Origin of the sequence: Poseidonibacter sp. (assembly GCF_041821165.1) — a bacterium.
Lineage (GTDB): Bacteria > Campylobacterota > Campylobacteria > Campylobacterales > Arcobacteraceae > Poseidonibacter.
This window is the reverse complement of record NZ_JBGUES010000005.1, coordinates 28,381-46,074: the sequence shown is the minus strand read 5'-3', so window position 1 is coordinate 46,074 and position 17,694 is coordinate 28,381. Positions and strand designations below refer to the sequence as shown.

The 17,694-nt window shown below is 25.4% G+C and carries 20 protein-coding genes and 1 tRNA gene; 11 read left to right on the top strand and 10 right to left on the bottom strand.

Annotated elements, in window-relative coordinates:
- Positions 1-108 precede the first annotated feature (108 nt).
- The 4 genes from ACERKK_RS01350 to mqnP all read right to left on the bottom strand — a co-directional run bounded on the left by ACERKK_RS01350 (position 109) and on the right by mqnP (position 3,001).
- Positions 109-822, bottom strand: coding sequence for a 2OG-Fe(II) oxygenase (locus tag ACERKK_RS01350; RefSeq protein ID WP_373771271.1), 714 nt, complete (start codon positions 820-822; stop codon positions 109-111).
- Positions 823-1,205: 383 nt separating this feature from the next.
- Positions 1,206-1,282: transfer RNA gene (locus ACERKK_RS01345), tRNA-Arg, on the bottom strand.
- Positions 1,283-1,334: 52 nt separating this feature from the next.
- Positions 1,335-2,126 (bottom strand): GGDEF domain-containing protein, encoded by a 792-nt coding sequence (locus ACERKK_RS01340; RefSeq protein WP_373771270.1) that lies wholly within the window; start codon positions 2,124-2,126, stop codon positions 1,335-1,337.
- An 11-nt stretch (positions 2,127-2,137) separates the two neighbouring features.
- Positions 2,138-3,001 carry a menaquinone biosynthesis prenyltransferase MqnP gene (mqnP, locus tag ACERKK_RS01335; protein ID WP_373771269.1) on the bottom strand — a complete coding sequence of 288 codons (864 nt, stop codon included), beginning with the start codon at positions 2,999-3,001 and terminating at the stop codon, positions 2,138-2,140.
- A 108-nt stretch (positions 3,002-3,109) separates the two neighbouring features.
- On the opposite strand from mqnP, the gene ACERKK_RS01330 reads away from it, so the two are divergent.
- The 9 genes from ACERKK_RS01330 (at position 3,110) to ACERKK_RS01290 (ending at position 10,780) form a co-directional block, all read left to right on the top strand.
- Positions 3,110-3,349, top strand: coding sequence for a hypothetical protein (locus tag ACERKK_RS01330; protein ID WP_373771268.1), 240 nt, complete (start codon positions 3,110-3,112; stop codon positions 3,347-3,349).
- Positions 3,349-4,227, top strand: a complete 879-nt coding sequence (gene miaA, locus ACERKK_RS01325; protein ID WP_373771267.1) for a tRNA (adenosine(37)-N6)-dimethylallyltransferase MiaA — start codon at positions 3,349-3,351, stop codon at positions 4,225-4,227. The genes ACERKK_RS01330 and miaA overlap by 1 nt, the downstream gene beginning before the upstream one ends.
- Before the next feature lie 78 nt (positions 4,228-4,305).
- A complete protein-coding gene (gene rpmE, locus ACERKK_RS01320; protein ID WP_373771266.1) occupies positions 4,306-4,509 on the top strand; it encodes a 50S ribosomal protein L31 in 204 nt (67 codons plus the stop codon).
- 9 nt (positions 4,510-4,518) lie between these two features.
- Positions 4,519-5,334 (top strand): 16S rRNA (cytidine(1402)-2'-O)-methyltransferase, encoded by an 816-nt coding sequence (rsmI, locus tag ACERKK_RS01315; protein WP_373771265.1) that lies wholly within the window; start codon positions 4,519-4,521, stop codon positions 5,332-5,334.
- Between the two features lie 2 nt (positions 5,335-5,336).
- Positions 5,337-6,026, top strand: coding sequence for a 23S rRNA (guanosine(2251)-2'-O)-methyltransferase RlmB (gene rlmB, locus ACERKK_RS01310; RefSeq protein WP_373771264.1), 690 nt, complete (start codon positions 5,337-5,339; stop codon positions 6,024-6,026).
- A 9-nt stretch (positions 6,027-6,035) separates the two neighbouring features.
- Positions 6,036-6,845 carry a hypothetical protein gene (locus tag ACERKK_RS01305; protein WP_373771263.1) on the top strand — a complete coding sequence of 270 codons (810 nt, stop codon included), beginning with the start codon at positions 6,036-6,038 and terminating at the stop codon, positions 6,843-6,845.
- A 5-nt stretch (positions 6,846-6,850) separates the two neighbouring features.
- The gene (locus ACERKK_RS01300; protein WP_373771262.1) at positions 6,851-8,065 is read left to right on the top strand and encodes an LL-diaminopimelate aminotransferase; all 1,215 of its coding nucleotides are present in this window, start codon (positions 6,851-6,853) and stop codon (positions 8,063-8,065) included.
- Between the two features lie 8 nt (positions 8,066-8,073).
- The gene (locus ACERKK_RS01295; RefSeq protein ID WP_373771261.1) at positions 8,074-9,336 is read left to right on the top strand and encodes a homoserine dehydrogenase; all 1,263 of its coding nucleotides are present in this window, start codon (positions 8,074-8,076) and stop codon (positions 9,334-9,336) included.
- A gap of 88 nt (positions 9,337-9,424) precedes the next feature.
- Positions 9,425-10,780 carry an MATE family efflux transporter gene (locus ACERKK_RS01290; protein ID WP_373771260.1) on the top strand — a complete coding sequence of 452 codons (1,356 nt, stop codon included), beginning with the start codon at positions 9,425-9,427 and terminating at the stop codon, positions 10,778-10,780.
- 9 nt (positions 10,781-10,789) lie between these two features.
- Here ACERKK_RS01290 and ACERKK_RS01285 read toward each other — a convergent pair whose 3' ends face one another.
- The 3 genes from ACERKK_RS01285 to ACERKK_RS01275 are packed head-to-tail and all read right to left on the bottom strand — an operon-like array spanning position 10,790 to position 13,329.
- On the bottom strand, positions 10,790-12,028 hold the full coding sequence (locus ACERKK_RS01285; RefSeq protein ID WP_373771259.1) for a tetratricopeptide repeat protein: 1,239 nt from the start codon (positions 12,026-12,028) through the stop codon (positions 10,790-10,792).
- Positions 12,009-12,152, bottom strand: coding sequence for a hypothetical protein (locus ACERKK_RS01280; RefSeq protein ID WP_373771258.1), 144 nt, complete (start codon positions 12,150-12,152; stop codon positions 12,009-12,011). The genes ACERKK_RS01285 and ACERKK_RS01280 overlap by 20 nt, the downstream gene beginning before the upstream one ends.
- 19 nt (positions 12,153-12,171) lie before the next feature.
- On the bottom strand, positions 12,172-13,329 hold the full coding sequence (locus ACERKK_RS01275) for a hypothetical protein (protein WP_373771257.1): 1,158 nt from the start codon (positions 13,327-13,329) through the stop codon (positions 12,172-12,174).
- A gap of 184 nt (positions 13,330-13,513) precedes the next feature.
- On the opposite strand from ACERKK_RS01275, the gene ACERKK_RS01270 reads away from it, so the two are divergent.
- Positions 13,514-15,163 (top strand): sensor histidine kinase, encoded by a 1,650-nt coding sequence (locus ACERKK_RS01270; protein WP_373771256.1) that lies wholly within the window; start codon positions 13,514-13,516, stop codon positions 15,161-15,163.
- Positions 15,163-15,816, top strand: a complete 654-nt coding sequence (locus ACERKK_RS01265) for a response regulator transcription factor (protein WP_373771255.1) — start codon at positions 15,163-15,165, stop codon at positions 15,814-15,816. The genes ACERKK_RS01270 and ACERKK_RS01265 overlap by 1 nt, the downstream gene beginning before the upstream one ends.
- Before the next feature lie 22 nt (positions 15,817-15,838).
- Here ACERKK_RS01265 and ACERKK_RS01260 read toward each other — a convergent pair whose 3' ends face one another.
- From ACERKK_RS01260 to ACERKK_RS01250, 3 genes are read right to left on the bottom strand one after another with little or no spacing between them, the layout of a single operon-like run.
- A complete protein-coding gene (locus tag ACERKK_RS01260) occupies positions 15,839-16,153 on the bottom strand; it encodes a hypothetical protein (protein WP_373771254.1) in 315 nt (104 codons plus the stop codon).
- A gap of 7 nt (positions 16,154-16,160) precedes the next feature.
- Positions 16,161-16,853: a hypothetical protein gene (locus ACERKK_RS01255; RefSeq protein ID WP_373771253.1), complete on the bottom strand. Its 693-nt coding sequence runs from the start codon at positions 16,851-16,853 to the stop codon at positions 16,161-16,163.
- A complete protein-coding gene (locus ACERKK_RS01250) occupies positions 16,846-17,667 on the bottom strand; it encodes a DUF692 domain-containing protein (protein WP_373771252.1) in 822 nt (273 codons plus the stop codon). The genes ACERKK_RS01255 and ACERKK_RS01250 overlap by 8 nt, the downstream gene beginning before the upstream one ends.
- Positions 17,668-17,694: the final 27 nt, after the last annotated feature.

Sequence of the window (17,694 nt, the reverse complement as noted above, 5' to 3'; positions counted from 1 at the left end):
TTTGGACGGGAATTATAGGGAATTACTTCCGCTTTGTCAAGGGGTTTTTCTTATTATTCGCTTAAATTTTGGAATTTAGGGAGTTTTAAGTTTTGGGGCTTCTTTCACCTAATTTATTATCCCATCATGCCATTGTACTAATGATAATCTATATCCATCTTTTACCTCTAATACTTCATGAGTAAAATAAGGATTACTCAAAAAAACAATCATATCTCCAGCTTGTGGTTCTAAACGTATTTGCTTTCCTTCTTGATCATATAAATAATTAAAAACCAATTCTCCACCTTGAAAGCTATTTTTTGTTTTTTCTTTATTATGACTTGTTGTAAATAAAACACTTGTAATTTTTCTTTGAGGAGCTACTGGAATAAAACCTACTAATTCATCATCTTTTAAAAGTACATTTGAATCATCACTATGTGCTTTATAGAATGAACCCTTTGTATACTCTAATGTTTGTATTTTTGTTGAAGTAGTTAAAGGTAAACTAAAAAATTCTTCAATATCTTTTTGATGTTTAGCAAAGTTTTTTAAATAAATCTTTTCATAAAATGGTGATAATTTATGTATTTTTGTATTTCTAATTTTTTTATTTAAATTTTCTTCTTTAATAAGAATACTTTTTTTTCTTACCTTTGCATCTATTGCATCATCTTTTTTTTGTGTTGATGTAGTTATTTCATCACATATTTTTTTAGATAAAAAATTTTTTATTATCATATATGGATAATCATAATATGGATTTGGAAGGATTTTTGTTTCTATATCTAACTGAGTAAGGAATTCTTTACAGAATATTTTATTACTTATTTGAATCATTTTTATACCTGATAAGTAATATTGTAAAGTTTATTCTTTATATATTTAACAATTTGATTTATTTTCATTTAATTTTCCTATTCATAGAGTATGAATAAATAGCATTTAATCTGAAAGATAGTCACAGATTATTGCAATGTTCTTTACTTTAATATACTTAAGAAGTTATATTTTTAAGTATAAGAGTTTTAAGTAAATTATTAATAATTTACAATTTCCAATTAATATAAGCACTATAGAGTTATATTACTTTGTATATCTATTAGGTAGATTTTAACTTGAAATATTAGCTAAGGAATTGTTAATTTTGATTTAAAAGTGTGTTCTAAATAAAAAAAGCCCGATTTAAACACTGTAAACAGTGATTAAATCGGGCTTCTAAATGGTACGCCTGGCAGGATCCGAACCTGCAACCGCCGGGGCCGAAACCCAGTGCTCTATCCAGTTAAGCCACAGACGCATTTTAAAGTTCGAGATTATATCTTATGAATACTTACAGAACTTTGAAATTTTTATCTTTTTTTATTTTTATACATTAACTCATCAGCTTTATTAATGATTGTTGATAATTCTTGTTCTTTTTTGAAATTTACCAAGCCAAAAGAAAAAGAGAATTTTAAATCATTTACTTTTCCAGATTTTAGTTTTTTACTTGATAATTTTTTTTGGACTTCAACTAATTTATCTTTTAAATTACAATTAATTGAACAAGGGAAAATTAACATAAATTCATCCCCTGCATATCTAACAACTTTAGCCTCATACTCTTTTAACTCTTTTGTTAAAAATTGTACTAGATATTTTAAAACCTGATCGCCTAATAAATGTCCATGATTATCATTTATTGATTTAAATTTGTCTATATCAATAAATGCTAAAAATCCATCTTCTTTGAAATTATCATTTTCTAAAAATACATCTGAAAACCATTTTCTATTATATGCTTTTGTTAAGCTATCTGAAAATAACTCTTTTTCTAAAAATTCAATTTGTTCTTGCATTTTTACTATATTTTTATTTATTGTTGTTAAAGATTTAATATCATTTTTCTCAATTGCTGTTTTTGCATTTTGTGTTGATTCTTTTAGTGTATTGATATTATTATTAGTCTCTTTTACAATAAAATCAATTTTGTCTAAATCTTGTTTTAAAGCTTGAAGAACAACTTCTTCATCTTCAATATCAATACTTAGTTCTTTTGCAAACTTTTTAAATGTATTAGAATATGTTGAAGGAAGAACAATATCATGTTTTTTTAAATCTTTTTGAGTTAAATACGTAATTTGTTTTAATATTTGAGACATCTTTGACCTTTTTATTTCATAATGATTGTATCAATAATAATTAATACAAAGAATACTATTCCAAGATAACCATTTACTGTAAAAAAAGCTCTATCAATTTTAGTAAAATCTTTATTTACAAGGTAATGTTCATAAGTTAGCATTATAGCACTAATTAAAACAGCTAAATATGAAAAGTATGAACCATCAGAATTTATAGCAAACAATAACCAAAAGACAACAGTTAAAATATGAAATACTTTTGATATTAGCATTGTTTTTTCTACACCAAACTTTGATGGTATTGAGTGTAAATTTAGTTTTTTATCAACTTCAATATCTTGTAAAGAGTAAAGTAAATCAAAACCAGCAACCCAAAACATAACACCAACACTTAATAATACTGACCATAAAGGTATAGATTCACTAACAGCTACAACTCCTGCAATTGGTGCTAAAGCAAGTGAAACACCTAATATTAGGTGAGCTAAATATGAAAATCTTTTAAAATATGAATAAGAACCAATGATTAATAAAATAGGTATTGACATATAAAATGCAAGATCATTTACAAAATATGCTACAAAAATAAACGCCAATGCATTTGCAAATGTAAATAAAAACATCTGAGTTGAAGAGATTCTACCATCAACATTTGGTCTATTAACGGTTCTTGGATTTAAAGCATCTATATCTCTATCCATATATCTATTAAATCCCATTGCAAAGTTTCTTGCACTTAGTGCTGCTAGAACACCAAGAAGTAGTAGTTTAAATCCAAACCATCCATTTGCAGCAACTACCATTGCAATAAAAATAAAAGGCAAAGAGAATATTGAGTGTTTGAACATAACTAGTTCATTAAAATCATTAAGTTTTTTTAGTATTTTTTCCATGGACGAGATTTTATCTAAAAGTAGAATAATATTAGTTGAATCTTTTCTACTAAAAAATAATATTTTAAAGATTTCAAAGATATAATAAAATAAAAAAATGAGGCAAAATTGAAACAAATAAAAATAACTCTTATTGCAATTTTTCTTATTCTAAATTTTACTGCATGTTCTTCTAAAGTTCAAACTGATGTAATTGACTCGAATAAAAAAGATATTTCTGAACTACTTTCAAATTTAATAAAAAAAGAAAAACAAATTAATAAATTAATGCAAGAGCTTGAAGATTGTAAAAAAGCAAAAAAAGATAATAAAGATGTTTCACAAAAAAACTTAGATAAAGTTAACTAATGAAAGAAATAGCAATAATTGGCTCAACAGCCTCAGGTAAAACAGCTTTATCAATAGACATAGCACAAAAAACGAACTCTATAATCTTGTCATTAGATTCATTATCAGTTTATAAAGAGATTGATATTGCTTCTGCTAAACCAAGAATTGAAGAAAGAGGAGATATTATTCATTTTGGAATTGATGAAGTTTATCCAAATGAAGAGTTTGATGTTATTCAATTTATAGATTGTTATAAAAAAGCAAAAAACTATGCGCTTGAAAATAATAATAACCTTATTATTGTTGGTGGTACTGGTTTTTATTTAAAAGCATTAATTGATGGTTTATCAACAGGTGTTGATTCAAAAATCAAACTTGATATTTCTGTAAACGATGCTTATGAGTTATTATATTCAATTGATAAAGAGTATATGCAAAACATTAAACGAAATGATAGATATAGAATTGAAAAAGCATATGCAATTTATAAACAATCAAATAAAAGCCCAAGTCAATACTTTTTAGATAATCCTAAAGTTCCTATTGCAAAAGATTTAAAAATTTTTGAAATTCTTTGGGATAGAGAAGAACTTAGAAAAAGAATAGCACTTAGAACAAAATTAATGATAAAAGATGGTGTAATTGATGAAGTTATTGCTTTAGAAAAAAAATATTCAAGGCAACCAAATGCAATGTCCTCAATTGGTATTATTGAAACACTTGATTATCTTGATGGAAAACTTTCAAAAGATGAACTTTTAGAAAAAATATCTTTAAATACTGCAAAATTGGCAAAAAGACAAAACACTTTTAATAAAGGTCAGTTTATTGAGAATAAAACTTCTAATATTATAAGCAACTTAAACTCAGATATAATTAAGTTTTTTACGCTATAATCCCGACTTAAAGAGTTTGCTAAAGGGCAACATAGACTTGACCTTTTATCTTACATTAATTAATATAAGGAATATGGCGTGAGAAAAGAAATACACCCAGATTACAAAACATGTTCAGTATCTTGTGCTTGTGGTAACGCGTTTGAAACTAGATCAAATGTAGAAACTATGAGAATTGATATTTGTTCAGCTTGTCACCCATTCTTTACTGGAGAGCAAAAAATTGTTGATGCTGCTGGTAGAGTTGAGAAGTTCAGAGCTAAATACAACATGGCTAAATAGTACAATATTGTGCTGTGCTTAGTTCCCACTCCAATAGGTAACCTTGAAGATATTTCTAAAAGGTCTTTACAGGTTCTTATGGATGCGGAACTAATTTTTTGTGAAGATACACGAGTAACAAAAAAACTACTTTCGCTTCTTGGTGAAAAAAACAATCTAGACTTTTCAAATAAAGAGTATAAATCTTATCATTCTCATAATGAAAAAAAAGTCCTAGAAACTTTAACAATCGAAACTTTTACTAAAAATGTTGTTTATGTAAGTGATGCAGGAATGCCTTGTGTTAGTGATCCTGGTGCAACACTTGTTGATTATTGTATACAAAACAATATCAAATATGATGTTCTTCCTGGTGCAAATGCAGTATTAACAGCTTATGCAATGAGCGGATTTACTCATACTACTTTTTCATTTCACGGTTTTTTAGACCATAAAGGAAAAGAAAGAGCTTCAAAGTTAAATGCAATTTTAAATGATGATAAATTAGCAATTTTATATGAATCTCCACATCGTTTAGCAAAATTACTTGAAGAATTAAATAAACTTGTTCCTAATAGAACAATATTTTTAGCAAAAGAAATAACAAAATTACATCAAAGAACTTATAAAAATTCTGCTTCAAATTTATATGAAGAGTTTAAAAGTATAAATATTAGAGGAGAGTGGGTTGTAGTAATTGAACCTAGCGTTATTACGGGTTCTGCAATTGAATTAAAAGATATTCAAGATCTTGATTTACCTCCAAAAATTAAAGCAAAACTTATCTCAAAACTAACTGGACAATCAACAAAAGAGGTTTATCAACAAATTTTAGATAAAATCTAGCCATGATAATATATGGAAAACAAATAGTACTTTACGTACTTGAAAATCACCCTCATTTAATAGAAGAAGTATTTCTTTCAAAAGAAATTGACAAGAAACTTTTTTCTAAGTTTGCAAATCTTAATAAAGTTATTTACAAAGTAGATAATCAAAAAGCACAAGCATTAGCTAAAGGCGGAAATCATCAAGGTTTCTTTTTAAAATTAGTTCAGTTTGATTATACAGATATCAAAGAAATTAAAAAAATGAATTTAATTTTAGTTCTTGATGGTGTAACTGATGTAGGAAATATTGGTGCAATTGCAAGAACTGCTTATTCTTTAGGAATTCAAGGAATAGTTGCTTCAAATATTAAAACAATTAACAACTCAGGAATTGTAAGAACAAGTTCAGGAGCATTACTTGACTTACCATTTACTGTTCATCCAAGATCTGCTGATTTAGCAAGTGAATTAATTGATAGTGGATTTACTTTAATTGGTGCTACTATGGATGGAATTGATCTTAAAAAATATGGTAAATTAGAGAAATCTGATAAAGTTGCAATATTTTTAGGTAGCGAAGGCGAAGGAATTTCTCCAAAAGTTAGAAAAAAATTAGATTTAAAAGTTTCTATTGCAATGGAACATGAGTTTGATTCATTAAATGTATCAGTTGCTGCAGGGATTTTAATTTATAACTTAACAAAATAAAGATTTATAATGATAAAAAAACTAATTTTAATAATAACTTGTGCTGTTGTTTTAAATGCTGATTTAAATACAAAAATAAAGAATTTATTAGGAGAAGAAGAGTATAGAACTCATCTTAATCTAATAAATTATATTTTTAAAGATCAAAGCATCTATTATAATAATGAACAAGTTAATTATCCACTTTTAACACAAACACTAAAAGACAATGGTTTATTAAAATTAGATTTATCACAAAAGAATCAAATTGAAGTAACATTTCAATTTACAAAAAATCCAACAAAATCTCTTAAGATATTAAAAGATACTCTTAGATCTTTAGGATACTACTATTATTTTACACAAGAAGCCATTGCTTATCAAGATGGTTTTATATGGAATATAATATTAAAAACTGAATCCGCCATTAACCCTCTCATGTTATCCAAGTCACTTTCATTATTAAATTGTGATGTAACTGATATAAAAAGAGAGGGAAATTATAAATGGTATTATTCTATAAATAGCAATAATTCAGAAATTTATAAAGCTTTAGACTTAATTACAAATAATGAATTAAGATTAAAAAAACCAGCAAAACCTTATATGATAAAAGTTAATAATTTACCAAACTTAACTGTTAACTCTAATAGCGGGAATAGATGGCATCCAAAAATAGTTTTTTATGACAATGAATTAAATATAATAGAAATTTTTAAAGAAGATAGTTTGCACAGAAATTTAACAATTCAAGTGCCTGATTATACAAAATATATCAAAATTGATGATTTATATAACCTTGCTAATTTAAGGCGAGGGATTAGTATTACTAAGGAGTAGAAAAAGTGTTTCCTGAAATAGAATTTGAAAGAATGAAGAGACTTCCTAATTATGTATTTGCAGAAGTAAATAATATAAAAATGGAAGCTAGAAGAAATGGTGAAGATATTATTGATTTTTCAATGGGAAATCCTGATGGTCCAGCACCACAGCATATTACAGATAAATTAAAAGAAGCTGCTGATAAACCAAAGAATCATGGTTATTCTGCATCTGCGGGAATTTATAAATTAAGACTTGCTATTTGTAATTGGTATAAAAGAAAATATGGTGTTGATTATTTAGATCCAGATAAACACGCTTGTGCAACTATGGGTTCTAAAGAGGGTTATGTTCACTTAGTTCAAGCAATTGTTAATGTTGGTGATGTTGCAGTAGTTCCTGATCCTACTTATCCAATTCATTCATATGCATTTATGTTAAGTGGTGCAGCTGTTCATAAATTTGAATTAACTTTTGGTGATGATTATAAAGTTGATGAAGATTTATTCTTTGAGAGATTACAAAAAACAATTGATGAATCAATTCCTAGAGTTAAATATATTGTTGTTAACTTCCCACATAACCCAACTTGTGCAACAGTTACACCTGAATTTTACCAAAGAGTTGTTGATTTAGCTAAGAAAGAAAGATTCTATGTAATTTCTGATATTGCTTATGCTGATATTACATTTGATGGATATACAACTCCTTCAATCTTTCAAGCAAAAGGTGCTTTAGATGTTGCTGTTGAGTCATATACTTTATCTAAATCATATAATATGGCAGGATGGAGAGTTGGTTTCATTGTTGGAAATGAAAAACTTGTTGGTGCTTTAAAAAGAATTAAATCATGGCTTGATTATGGTATGTTTACACCAATTCAAGTTGCTGCAACTGTTGCTTTAGATGGTCCTCAAGATTGTGTTGATGAGCATATTGAAAAATATAGATATAGAAGAGATATCATGATTGAAGCATTTAAAGATGCTGGATGGGAAATGAATACTCCTGATGCATCTATGTTTATTTGGGCTAAAATTCCAAAATGTGCACAACACTTAGGAAGTATGGAATTCTCAAAACAACTTCTTACTGAAGCAAAAGTTGCAGTAAGTCCTGGTATTGGATTTGGAAATTATGGTGAAGGTTATGTAAGAATTGCCCTAATTGAAAATGAAAAAAGAATCAGACAAGCAGCAAAAAATATAAAGAAATATTTAAAAACTTTAGAAAAATAGGAAATAAAATGTTAAAAGTAGGAATTATTGGAGTTGGTACTGTTGGAGCAAGTGTTGCAAATATTTTAAGAGATAATAAAGATATTATTACAGCACGTGCAGGAATAGAAATAGAACCTGTACTTGGAGTAGTTTCAAACTTAAACAAACAAAGAGATGTATCAATTAAACTAACTGATAATATTGATGATGTTTTAAATGATGACTCAATTGATATTGTTGTTGAACTTATGGGTGGAATTGAAAAACCTTATGAAGTTGTAAAAAGAGCTTTAGAAAAAGGTAAAGCAGTTGTTACAGCAAATAAAGCACTTTTAGCTTACCATAGATATGAATTACAAGAGATTGCTGGTGATACTGCTTTTGAATACGAAGCAGCAGTTGCTGGTGGTATTCCAATTATTAATGCACTAAGAGATGGATTAACAGCTAATCATATCCAATCAATTAGAGGTATTATGAATGGTACTTGTAATTATATGTTAACAAAAATGATTAATGAGGGTATTGATTACGACACTATTTTAAAAGAATCACAAGAGTTAGGGTATGCAGAATCTGACCCAACTTTTGATGTTGGTGGTTTTGATGCAGCACATAAATTATTAATTTTAGGTTCTATTGCTTATGGAATTGATGCAAAACCTGAAGATATATTAATTGAAGGTATTCAAAATATTTCACCTGAAGATATTGATTTTGCTAATGAATTTAATTATTCAATCAAACTTTTAACAATTGCTAAAAAAATTGGTAAAGAAATAGAATTAAGAGTTCATCCTGTTTTTATTCCAAATACTGAAATGATTGCAAAAGTTGATGGTGTTATGAATGGTGTTTCTGTAATTGGTGATAAAGTTGGTGAAACTATGTATTATGGACCAGGTGCAGGTGGTGATGCTACAGCATCAGCAGTTATTGCAAATATCGTTGATATTGCAAGACGTGGAAAAGGTTCACCAATGTTAGGTTTTGAATCATCATATGGTGAAGATTTAAAACTTATGTCTAAAGATGATATTCAAACAAAATATTATTTAAGACTAAGAGTTGAAGATAAAGCTGGTGTTTTAGCAAAAGTTGCACATATTTTAAGTGCAAAAAATATTTCAATTGAAAAAATGATACAAAAACCACTTAATTCAACTCATGCACATATTTTATTATCAACTCATACTTGTGTTGAAAAAGATATAAATGAAGCTTTAAGTGCAATTGAAGAAGCAGGAGTTGTAACAAATAAACCTGTTATGATTAGAATAGAGGATTAATCCTCTATTTTTAACCTTTCTTATATTTTCTTCTTTTCAAATATATCAATCTTTCAAATTTTAAAACTTATAATAAATTGGATATAAATTGAAAAATACAAATAACTTAACTACCCAAAATATACCAACACTAATAAAACAATTAGCAATACCTGCAAGTACAGGAATGTTTTTTAATACAATGTATAATGTTGTAGATACTTTTTATGCAGGATTAATTTCAACTCAAGCAATTGCTGCTTTATCTTTATCATTTATGATTTTTTTCTTAATTATTGGATTTGGATATGGTTTTTCATCTGCTATTACGGCCTTACTAGGAAACTCTTTTGGTAAAAAAAGATATAAATTAGCTTCTATTTATGCACATAAAGGTTTGATTTTTGTTCCTTTAATTGGAATAATCTTAAGTGCAATTGGCTATTTTATTTCTCCTTACTTATTCACACTATTAGGTGCTAGTGGTGAATACTTAGAGACTTCAATAGAGTATATTAACCCTATTTTATTTGGTGCAGTATTTTTTATGTTTAACTTTTCACTAAACTCAATATTAGTTGCACTTGGTGATACTAAGACATATAGAAATACACTTATTTTTGGTTTTTTTGCAAACTTAATTTTAAATCCAATTTTTATATATGGATTTTTATTTATTCCTGCAATGGGAATAAAAGGTATTGCAATTGCAACTGTTTTAATTCAAGTTATAAATATGTTTTATATGTTTTACAAAGTTTTACAAACAAAAGTTATTCACTTTGAGAAATTAGAATACTTTATTCCTAATCTTAGAATTTATAAACAGTTTATGATACAAGGCTTACCTGCTAGTTTAAATATGCTTACAATGGCAATAGGTTCGCTTATTCTTACATACTTTGTTGCACACTATGGAATGCATGCTGTTGCTGGTTATGGAATAGGCTTTAGAGTGGAACAACTTATGCTTTTACCTGCACTTGGTTTAAGTACAGCAGTTTTAACACTTGTATCAAATAACTATGGTGCTAAAAAATATGATAGAGTAATTGAGATTTTAAAAACTGCATTAAAGTATGGATTTATAATCTCAACAGTAGGAATTATAACCTTAACACTTTTAGGTGAATTTATTATTTCACAATTTGATTCAAATGAAATTGTTATTGCTTTTGGATTAGATTATTTACTTGTTGAAATCTGGATTTTTTATGCTTATGTTGTCTTATTTATTTGTGTATCAACTCTTCAGGGAATTAAAAAACCTAAGATGATTTTATATATTGGATTATATAGACAAATTTTTGCAAAACTTATTGTTGCATTTATTATTGTAAAATATTTTGAACTTGATTATATTTATTTATGGTTTGGTATTTTATTTATGATTTATTCAGCTGCAATATTTGCTTATATTTATACAAATAAACTACTAAAAGAAAATTGTCATAGAACTATTTAGTTCTATGATTTAATTTAATCCTATTTTATATTTTTGCATTATTTCTACATTCTTTTGGGCTCTTTTAAAACCTTTTTTAGCTGATAATGTAAAGTATTTATAGGCTTGTTTATCATCTTCTTTAATACCTAAACCTATATAATTATAAATACCTAAATTAAAATATGCCTCTTTTAACTCACTACTTTTAAAATAATCTATTGCTATTTGATTACTTCTTACAGTATTTATTTTAGAGTAAATAATTCCTAAATTATAGTAAATTGTACTAACTGAACTTTCATTAGATTGAATTAATGCTTCTTCTAATAATTGCCTACTTTTTAAATATTTTTTCTCTTTATAAAAATCAATAGCCTTATCATTTAAAGAATTAAATTTATTAAAAGCTATCATTTCATTTATTCTTTTTATATCTAAAGAATAAGATGGTAAAACGGCCTTTTGCTTCTCTTTCTTCTCTTTCTTCTCTTCTTTTTTTACTTTTTTCTCTTTTTCTGTTTTCTGTTTTTCTTTTACTACTTTTTTCTTTATTTCTTTTTTTACTTCATCTTTTTTTAGCATATCTTTTTTATCTAAATTCATAAAATATGTATGGATTTTATTAAATTTATTATCTGAATGTTGAATAATTTTAAAGTGATTACTTATATAAGTATCAATCTTTTTTTTATCTAATATCATTGTATATGAGTAAACTAAATCATTAAAAACAGTATTTGTTTTATCAAAACTAAAATAAATCCACTTATTAAGTTTAGTATTTATTGAAGAAGGAATATTTGAAGCCTCAATTATAATAGATGTAAATCTTTCATATGGAATGACTTTATTATTCAATAAATATGATAATTGATTTTTTTTCTTTTTTAAAAAATTACTTGTATAGTATTCTAAATCATTTTCATTAATATTTTCTATTATATTTTGAGCCAAAAACCTACTGTTTTTTGATAAGTAACCACTTATATAACCAATTGAACCTACTCTTAACATTTCTAAATTATAAGATTTTGTAAAATTTGGTAAATAAAATTTAAATCCATTTTGATCTTTAGAAATATATCTAGGTTCTTTTATATATACTCTATAATCACCATTTTCTATACTATATGATAATTCAGGGTTTTTAAAATAATAAATAGATTTAAAAGAGCAGAAGGCTAGTGTTTGAAGAAAAATAAGTAGAAAAAAAATTCTACTTATTTTAGGTATTTTTAAAAAGAAATTATTTTTTTGAATAATCATGTACAGCTAAAGCCTTACTATGAAAACTTTCTGGTTTAACTTCTTTAATCTCTTTTGTTGCACATCCTGAAAACATATATCCTACAGAAAATGCAAATACAGACATAATAAATTTATTTTTCATATAATTCCTTTTAAATTAATTATTTAACAGGAGCGCTAACTGCTGTGTTAATAAATGTTTCATTGCCTTGCATAGTTGAAACTAAAGTTGGTAAAAATGATGCATATTGACCTTGACCTAACTGATGATTACTTCTATTTCTAATCTCTTTAATTTGAATCATACCTTCTTTGAATTTACCTGCATTATTAGTTAATTCAATTAATTCATTTACAGGAATTACTGCTAGTTCATTTTTAATAGAGTATTGTTTTTTAGAAACTCTTGGAGAGAAGATTACTTCTTTTTCAACTTCTTTATTTTCTTGCATATCTCTAACTGTTAATTTAAAAACTCTTTCTTGATTATGTGTATATCCAAAAGGAAATGTTAAATAAACAAATTGCTCTTTTCCATAGTTATCGTAAGTAAAAGATGTAGTACTATTTTGTAATAATTCAAGAATTTGTTTTTTCTCACTTTGACCTAATAATATTGAAGGACTTGTATCTTCTGAATATCTAATACTAGCACCTGTTTTTTGCTTTGAATGAGTTCCTTCAAAAGCTGTCATATTCATAGATGCAGTTTCTTTATTATTTGTTTTATATGAAGTAATTCCACTTAAACTATTTCCATCAACACCATTTTTTCTAAGTTTAGGATTTGACATATCCCCATTAGCTAGAGCATCCCATCTTTTTACAAGAATATCTTTTTGTACTTTATTTGTACTTCCTTCTTTAAATTGTGCAATAGGATAAATTTCTATATAACCTCTTGAAAAATCAACATTTTCATGACCTGCACTTATACTTTGAGCATTTAAATCTTTTCCTACTGCTAAAATATCTTTTGCAGCTGGATGATTTGAATCATCATTACTTGTTAATAAGATTTTTCCATAAGTTTCACAAATCTTTCCAGACCATACATCTCCTGGAGATAAAAATATTGGTAAATCAACTTCTTGAGAACTAATTTGTTCTCTAATTGATACTTTTGCTAAAATTGAATCTGTTTCATTAGTATTAAAAACTTTGATTTCACTACAAATATCTTTTTTTGCTTCATAAAAAGGAGCTAATAAAAAGTCACCAGTCCCATCTGTTGCTAAACTAACTTTTTCACCCGCTGTTAAAACACTAGAACATAAAACTGATGCCAATAAAATTGATACTTTTTTACTAATTTTCATTTGTTTCCTTTTATTACTATCTAAGTAACATTTCTTTATTTTTTCTTATATCAAAATAATATATTAATTAAATGTCAACAGCGTGTCAATTCAAGTTATTTTTTATTTTTTAATAAATTAATTGATTGTAAATAGATAATATAGAATTTATTGTAATTATTATAAAATATATCAAAAGGTGTATATGTCAAAAATTCCATTAACTAAAAAAGCAAAAGTTTCAACACTTATGTTTATCATTTTATCTCTATTTTTTATCGTAAACTACTTTGGTTACATCTACTTAGTAAAAAATATTAAAATTAAACATAAGAAGAATGAACAAATACTTTTTTATAAACTTCAAATAGAATCAAATAATCTACTTTTATTATTACTAAGTAATTACTCAAAACAAAAAGAAGAGATAAGAAAAACTCACTTAATAGTTAAAAATTATTTAGATAACAAAGATTATGATATTAATCTAGAAGAAATACATAAAATAATAAATAAAGATAGAAAAAATAATCCTTACAATATTTATATAACAGATGAAAATCTTAAAATTATAAATACCACTTTTAAAAAAGATTTAGGGTTTGATTTAAGTTTTGCAGAAGATACTTTTAAAGAGCATAGAAAAAATAATATGATTGGTGTCTCAGCACCAATTTTTGAGACATATACAACAAACTTTTTCTCTTATTCTGATTCATATTTACCAAATACTAATAGAATAATGCAAATTAGTTATACATACCCAAATACACAAAAACAACTAAAAAAAATACAAGATATAATTGATTCAAATGATTTAATAAAAAACTCAAAAGCCTATGTAATATTTAAAGATGGATATATTGGTGATTTTGTATTTAAATCATTTAAAGCAAAAAAAGTTGATATAAATAGTATAAAAGAACGACTAGAAAAAGGTAAAGACCTTTCAAATAAACTTCAAAATGAATCTATTCTAATTGAAGAGCATAAACAAGATGGAATATTGTATAAAGATTTCTATTTTTCACAAGACTCAGTACTATTTAATGATGCTCAAATTATTTTTAATGTTAGTTTTGATCAAAATCACTTAAGAGATGAGATTCATAAAATTAATCTATTAAGTACATTTTTATCAATCATTTTACTTCTTACAATTTATTTTTTATTGAGAATTAGAGATAAAGAAAATTTATTAAATCAAAAAGATACTTTTATTAAATATTCTGTTCATGAGATAAAAACTCCACTAAGTATTATTTCATTAAATAATCAATTAAGACAAACAAAATTAGGAACAGATAAGTACTCTGATAAAATTAATAGTGCTATTAAGACATTAAAAAATTCATATGAAGATATGTCTTATTTAATTTCAAAAGATCATATAGAATATGAAAAACAATTAATTAATCTAAATCATTTTCTAAAAGATAGAGTAAATTTCTTTTCAGCAATTGCTATTGCACAAGGAAGAGAACTTATACTAAGTAGTGATGATAAATGTCAAGTTTTAATTTCTGAAGTTGAACTAACAAGATTAATTGATAATAATCTATCAAATGCTATTAAATACTCAGATATAAACTCAAAAATAACAGTTAATTTAAAAAATAATTCTTTATCATTTAAATCATTTGGAAAAGAAATAGTTGATACTAAAACTATTTTTGAAAAATATCAAAGAGAAAATTCGTCACAAGGTGGGCATGGTTTGGGTTTAAGTATTGTAAAAGATATTGCAAATAAAAACAATATTAGAATAAAAGTAAGTTCAACAAATAAAATTAATAATTTTACGTATTTATTTGATTGCCACTGTGCTGACATATCAAAAGTATATAATAAGTAATGAAAATATTATTATTAGAAGATGATTACAGTCTAAATGAATCAATAACAGAGATACTTGAGTACTCTAATTATGAAGTAGATAGTTTTTATGATGGATTAGAAGCTTTAACAAATGTTTCAAATAAATATGATTTATATATACTAGATATTAATACTCCTTCTATTGAAGGAATCGATATTTTAGCTCATATAAAAAAGTTAAATCCAAAATCAAAAGTTTTAATGATTAGTGCGATAATTGATATAGAAAAAATCAGAGAAGCATATAAACTTGGTTGTAATGATTATATAAAAAAGCCTTTTGAAATAGAAGAATTACTTTTAAAAGTAGAAAGATTAGATGTAAATATACAGTTAAATAATATAGAAGTAATCAATCCTACCACAAAATATTGTTATGTAAAAAAACAACTTTATATCAATGAAGAAATATGTAATCTAACAAAAAATGAAAAAAATTTCATTTACTTATTACTTAAAAATAAAGATGAAATAATATCACATCAACAAATAGAAGATTTTGTATATGATGGAGAAAATAAAAGCAATGATGCCATAAGAAGTATGGTTAAAAGGCTAAGAAAAAAACTATCAATTGATTTAATACAAAATGTACTAGAAGAAGGTTATCAGATTAAAATGGGTTTCTAAAGACTTTATAGGATTCTAAATTTTACTTATTTTTATTTAGAAACTTACGATACTCTTTTTCATTTATAGTTTTTTCTTTAGGATTATTTTTAATAATTTTATCTGCCATACTTTTTGAGTTTTTGTTTTTGGTTTTTATGGCACTCTTTTTTTGATTAAGATGTTTATTTAATTTTTTTGAGAAGTTATTATACATTGCATTTGAAATAGGTCTTGGAATATTAAAGGGTTGGGAACTATAAGTATTTATTCCACCTTCTAATTTATCTTTTTTTATATTAGTATCAGAAAAAATAAAAATAGGGCAAAAGAAAATAGTTAGAATAAAACTCTTCATGACTTTATTAATTTTTATTTATAGCTTTATCTAAAAGTAGTTCATTTAAGGCTTCATATAAAATAGTTTTTGCTTCGTTTATATCTATTTCATTTTCAGTACATAATAAATTTAGCGTTTCTTCTATGGATTCTTTTTTATTAATTTTTTGTAATAAAACAAAAATAAACTGATTGATTTCTCTAAAAACCACTTCATTGATTTTAAAGTTATTATAAATAATTAAAAAGTTTTCTCTTTTTATTTTATACTCTTTATTTATAATATCATAATCAAATTTTTTAATTTTACAAGTAGGAGATAAAGAGTAAGAATTTTTCCAATCAAAAGTACTTTCATCTTGACTTTTATACTCTGTCATAATCAATTTAACTTCTATCCAGTCAAAATATAAGAGCTCATATAAATACTTTTTTGAATCAAATATTTTATTCTTTTTTACAAATTTTCTATAATCATTTGCAATTTTCCAAACAAAAGGTGTATTTGGAGGATTTTTTAGAAATTCAAATATTGATTTTTCTAGTTTTTTTTCAGATATATTTTTAATAAATTCAGGGAATGTATTTTTAATAATCTCTTCAAATCTATAATAAACTAACCTTTGGTAAACTTTGTAAGCATTTGAGCTAGGATTTTCTTTTTGATTTGTAATAATATCAAAAAATCTATCTTCAACATCTCTTTCTAATTTAGCCATTTTTTATTGCCTTACAAATCTTTTTCATTTGTTTATACTCTTTTTGTAACTCTTCTAAAGGAGGGATATTATTATCTCTTTCAATCATTACAGGAGCATCAATTTGTTTTAATGTATATTCTAAAAGTTTCCAAACACCTGAGCAAATAGGCATACCATGTGAGTCTATTTTCATTTGTGATTGATCATCAAAATAGTGACCAGCCATATGCATATAAGCAACTTTACTTTTATCTATTTCATCGATAAATTTTCTTGCTTTAAAAGAGTGGTTTACAGAATTTACAAATACATTATTCACATCTAATAACATTTTTGCACCAGATTTTTCCAAAACTTCATTTATAAAATCTGTTTCTCTCATTTCACTATAAGGCACTAAATAATATGTTGCATTTTCTAATATCAAATTTCTTTGAATAATATCCTCAACTTCTTTTACTCTATCAACAATTACATTTACCATTTTTTTAGTCATTGGTACGGGTAATAGTTCATATGATTGTTTATTATCTAATGATGAAAAGCTAAGATGTTCAGAATAGTATTCGATATTGTATCTATCAAGAAAAGTTTTGATCTGTTTAACAAATTTTTTATTTATTTTGTCAACAGATCCTATAGATAGTGATAAACCATGTGCTATGGTTGGTCTTGAAAAAACTTCCTCTTCAAAAGCTTTTTCAAATATTTTAGGCATATGCATCCAATTTTCAGGAGTAACTTCCCACCAATCTGGTCTGAATTTATCTTCTTGTAAATCAAGTAAAAAATCACTTCTTAGACCTAATCCACAACCTTTTAAGTTTATCATCTTATCTATACCTTTATGAAAAAACTA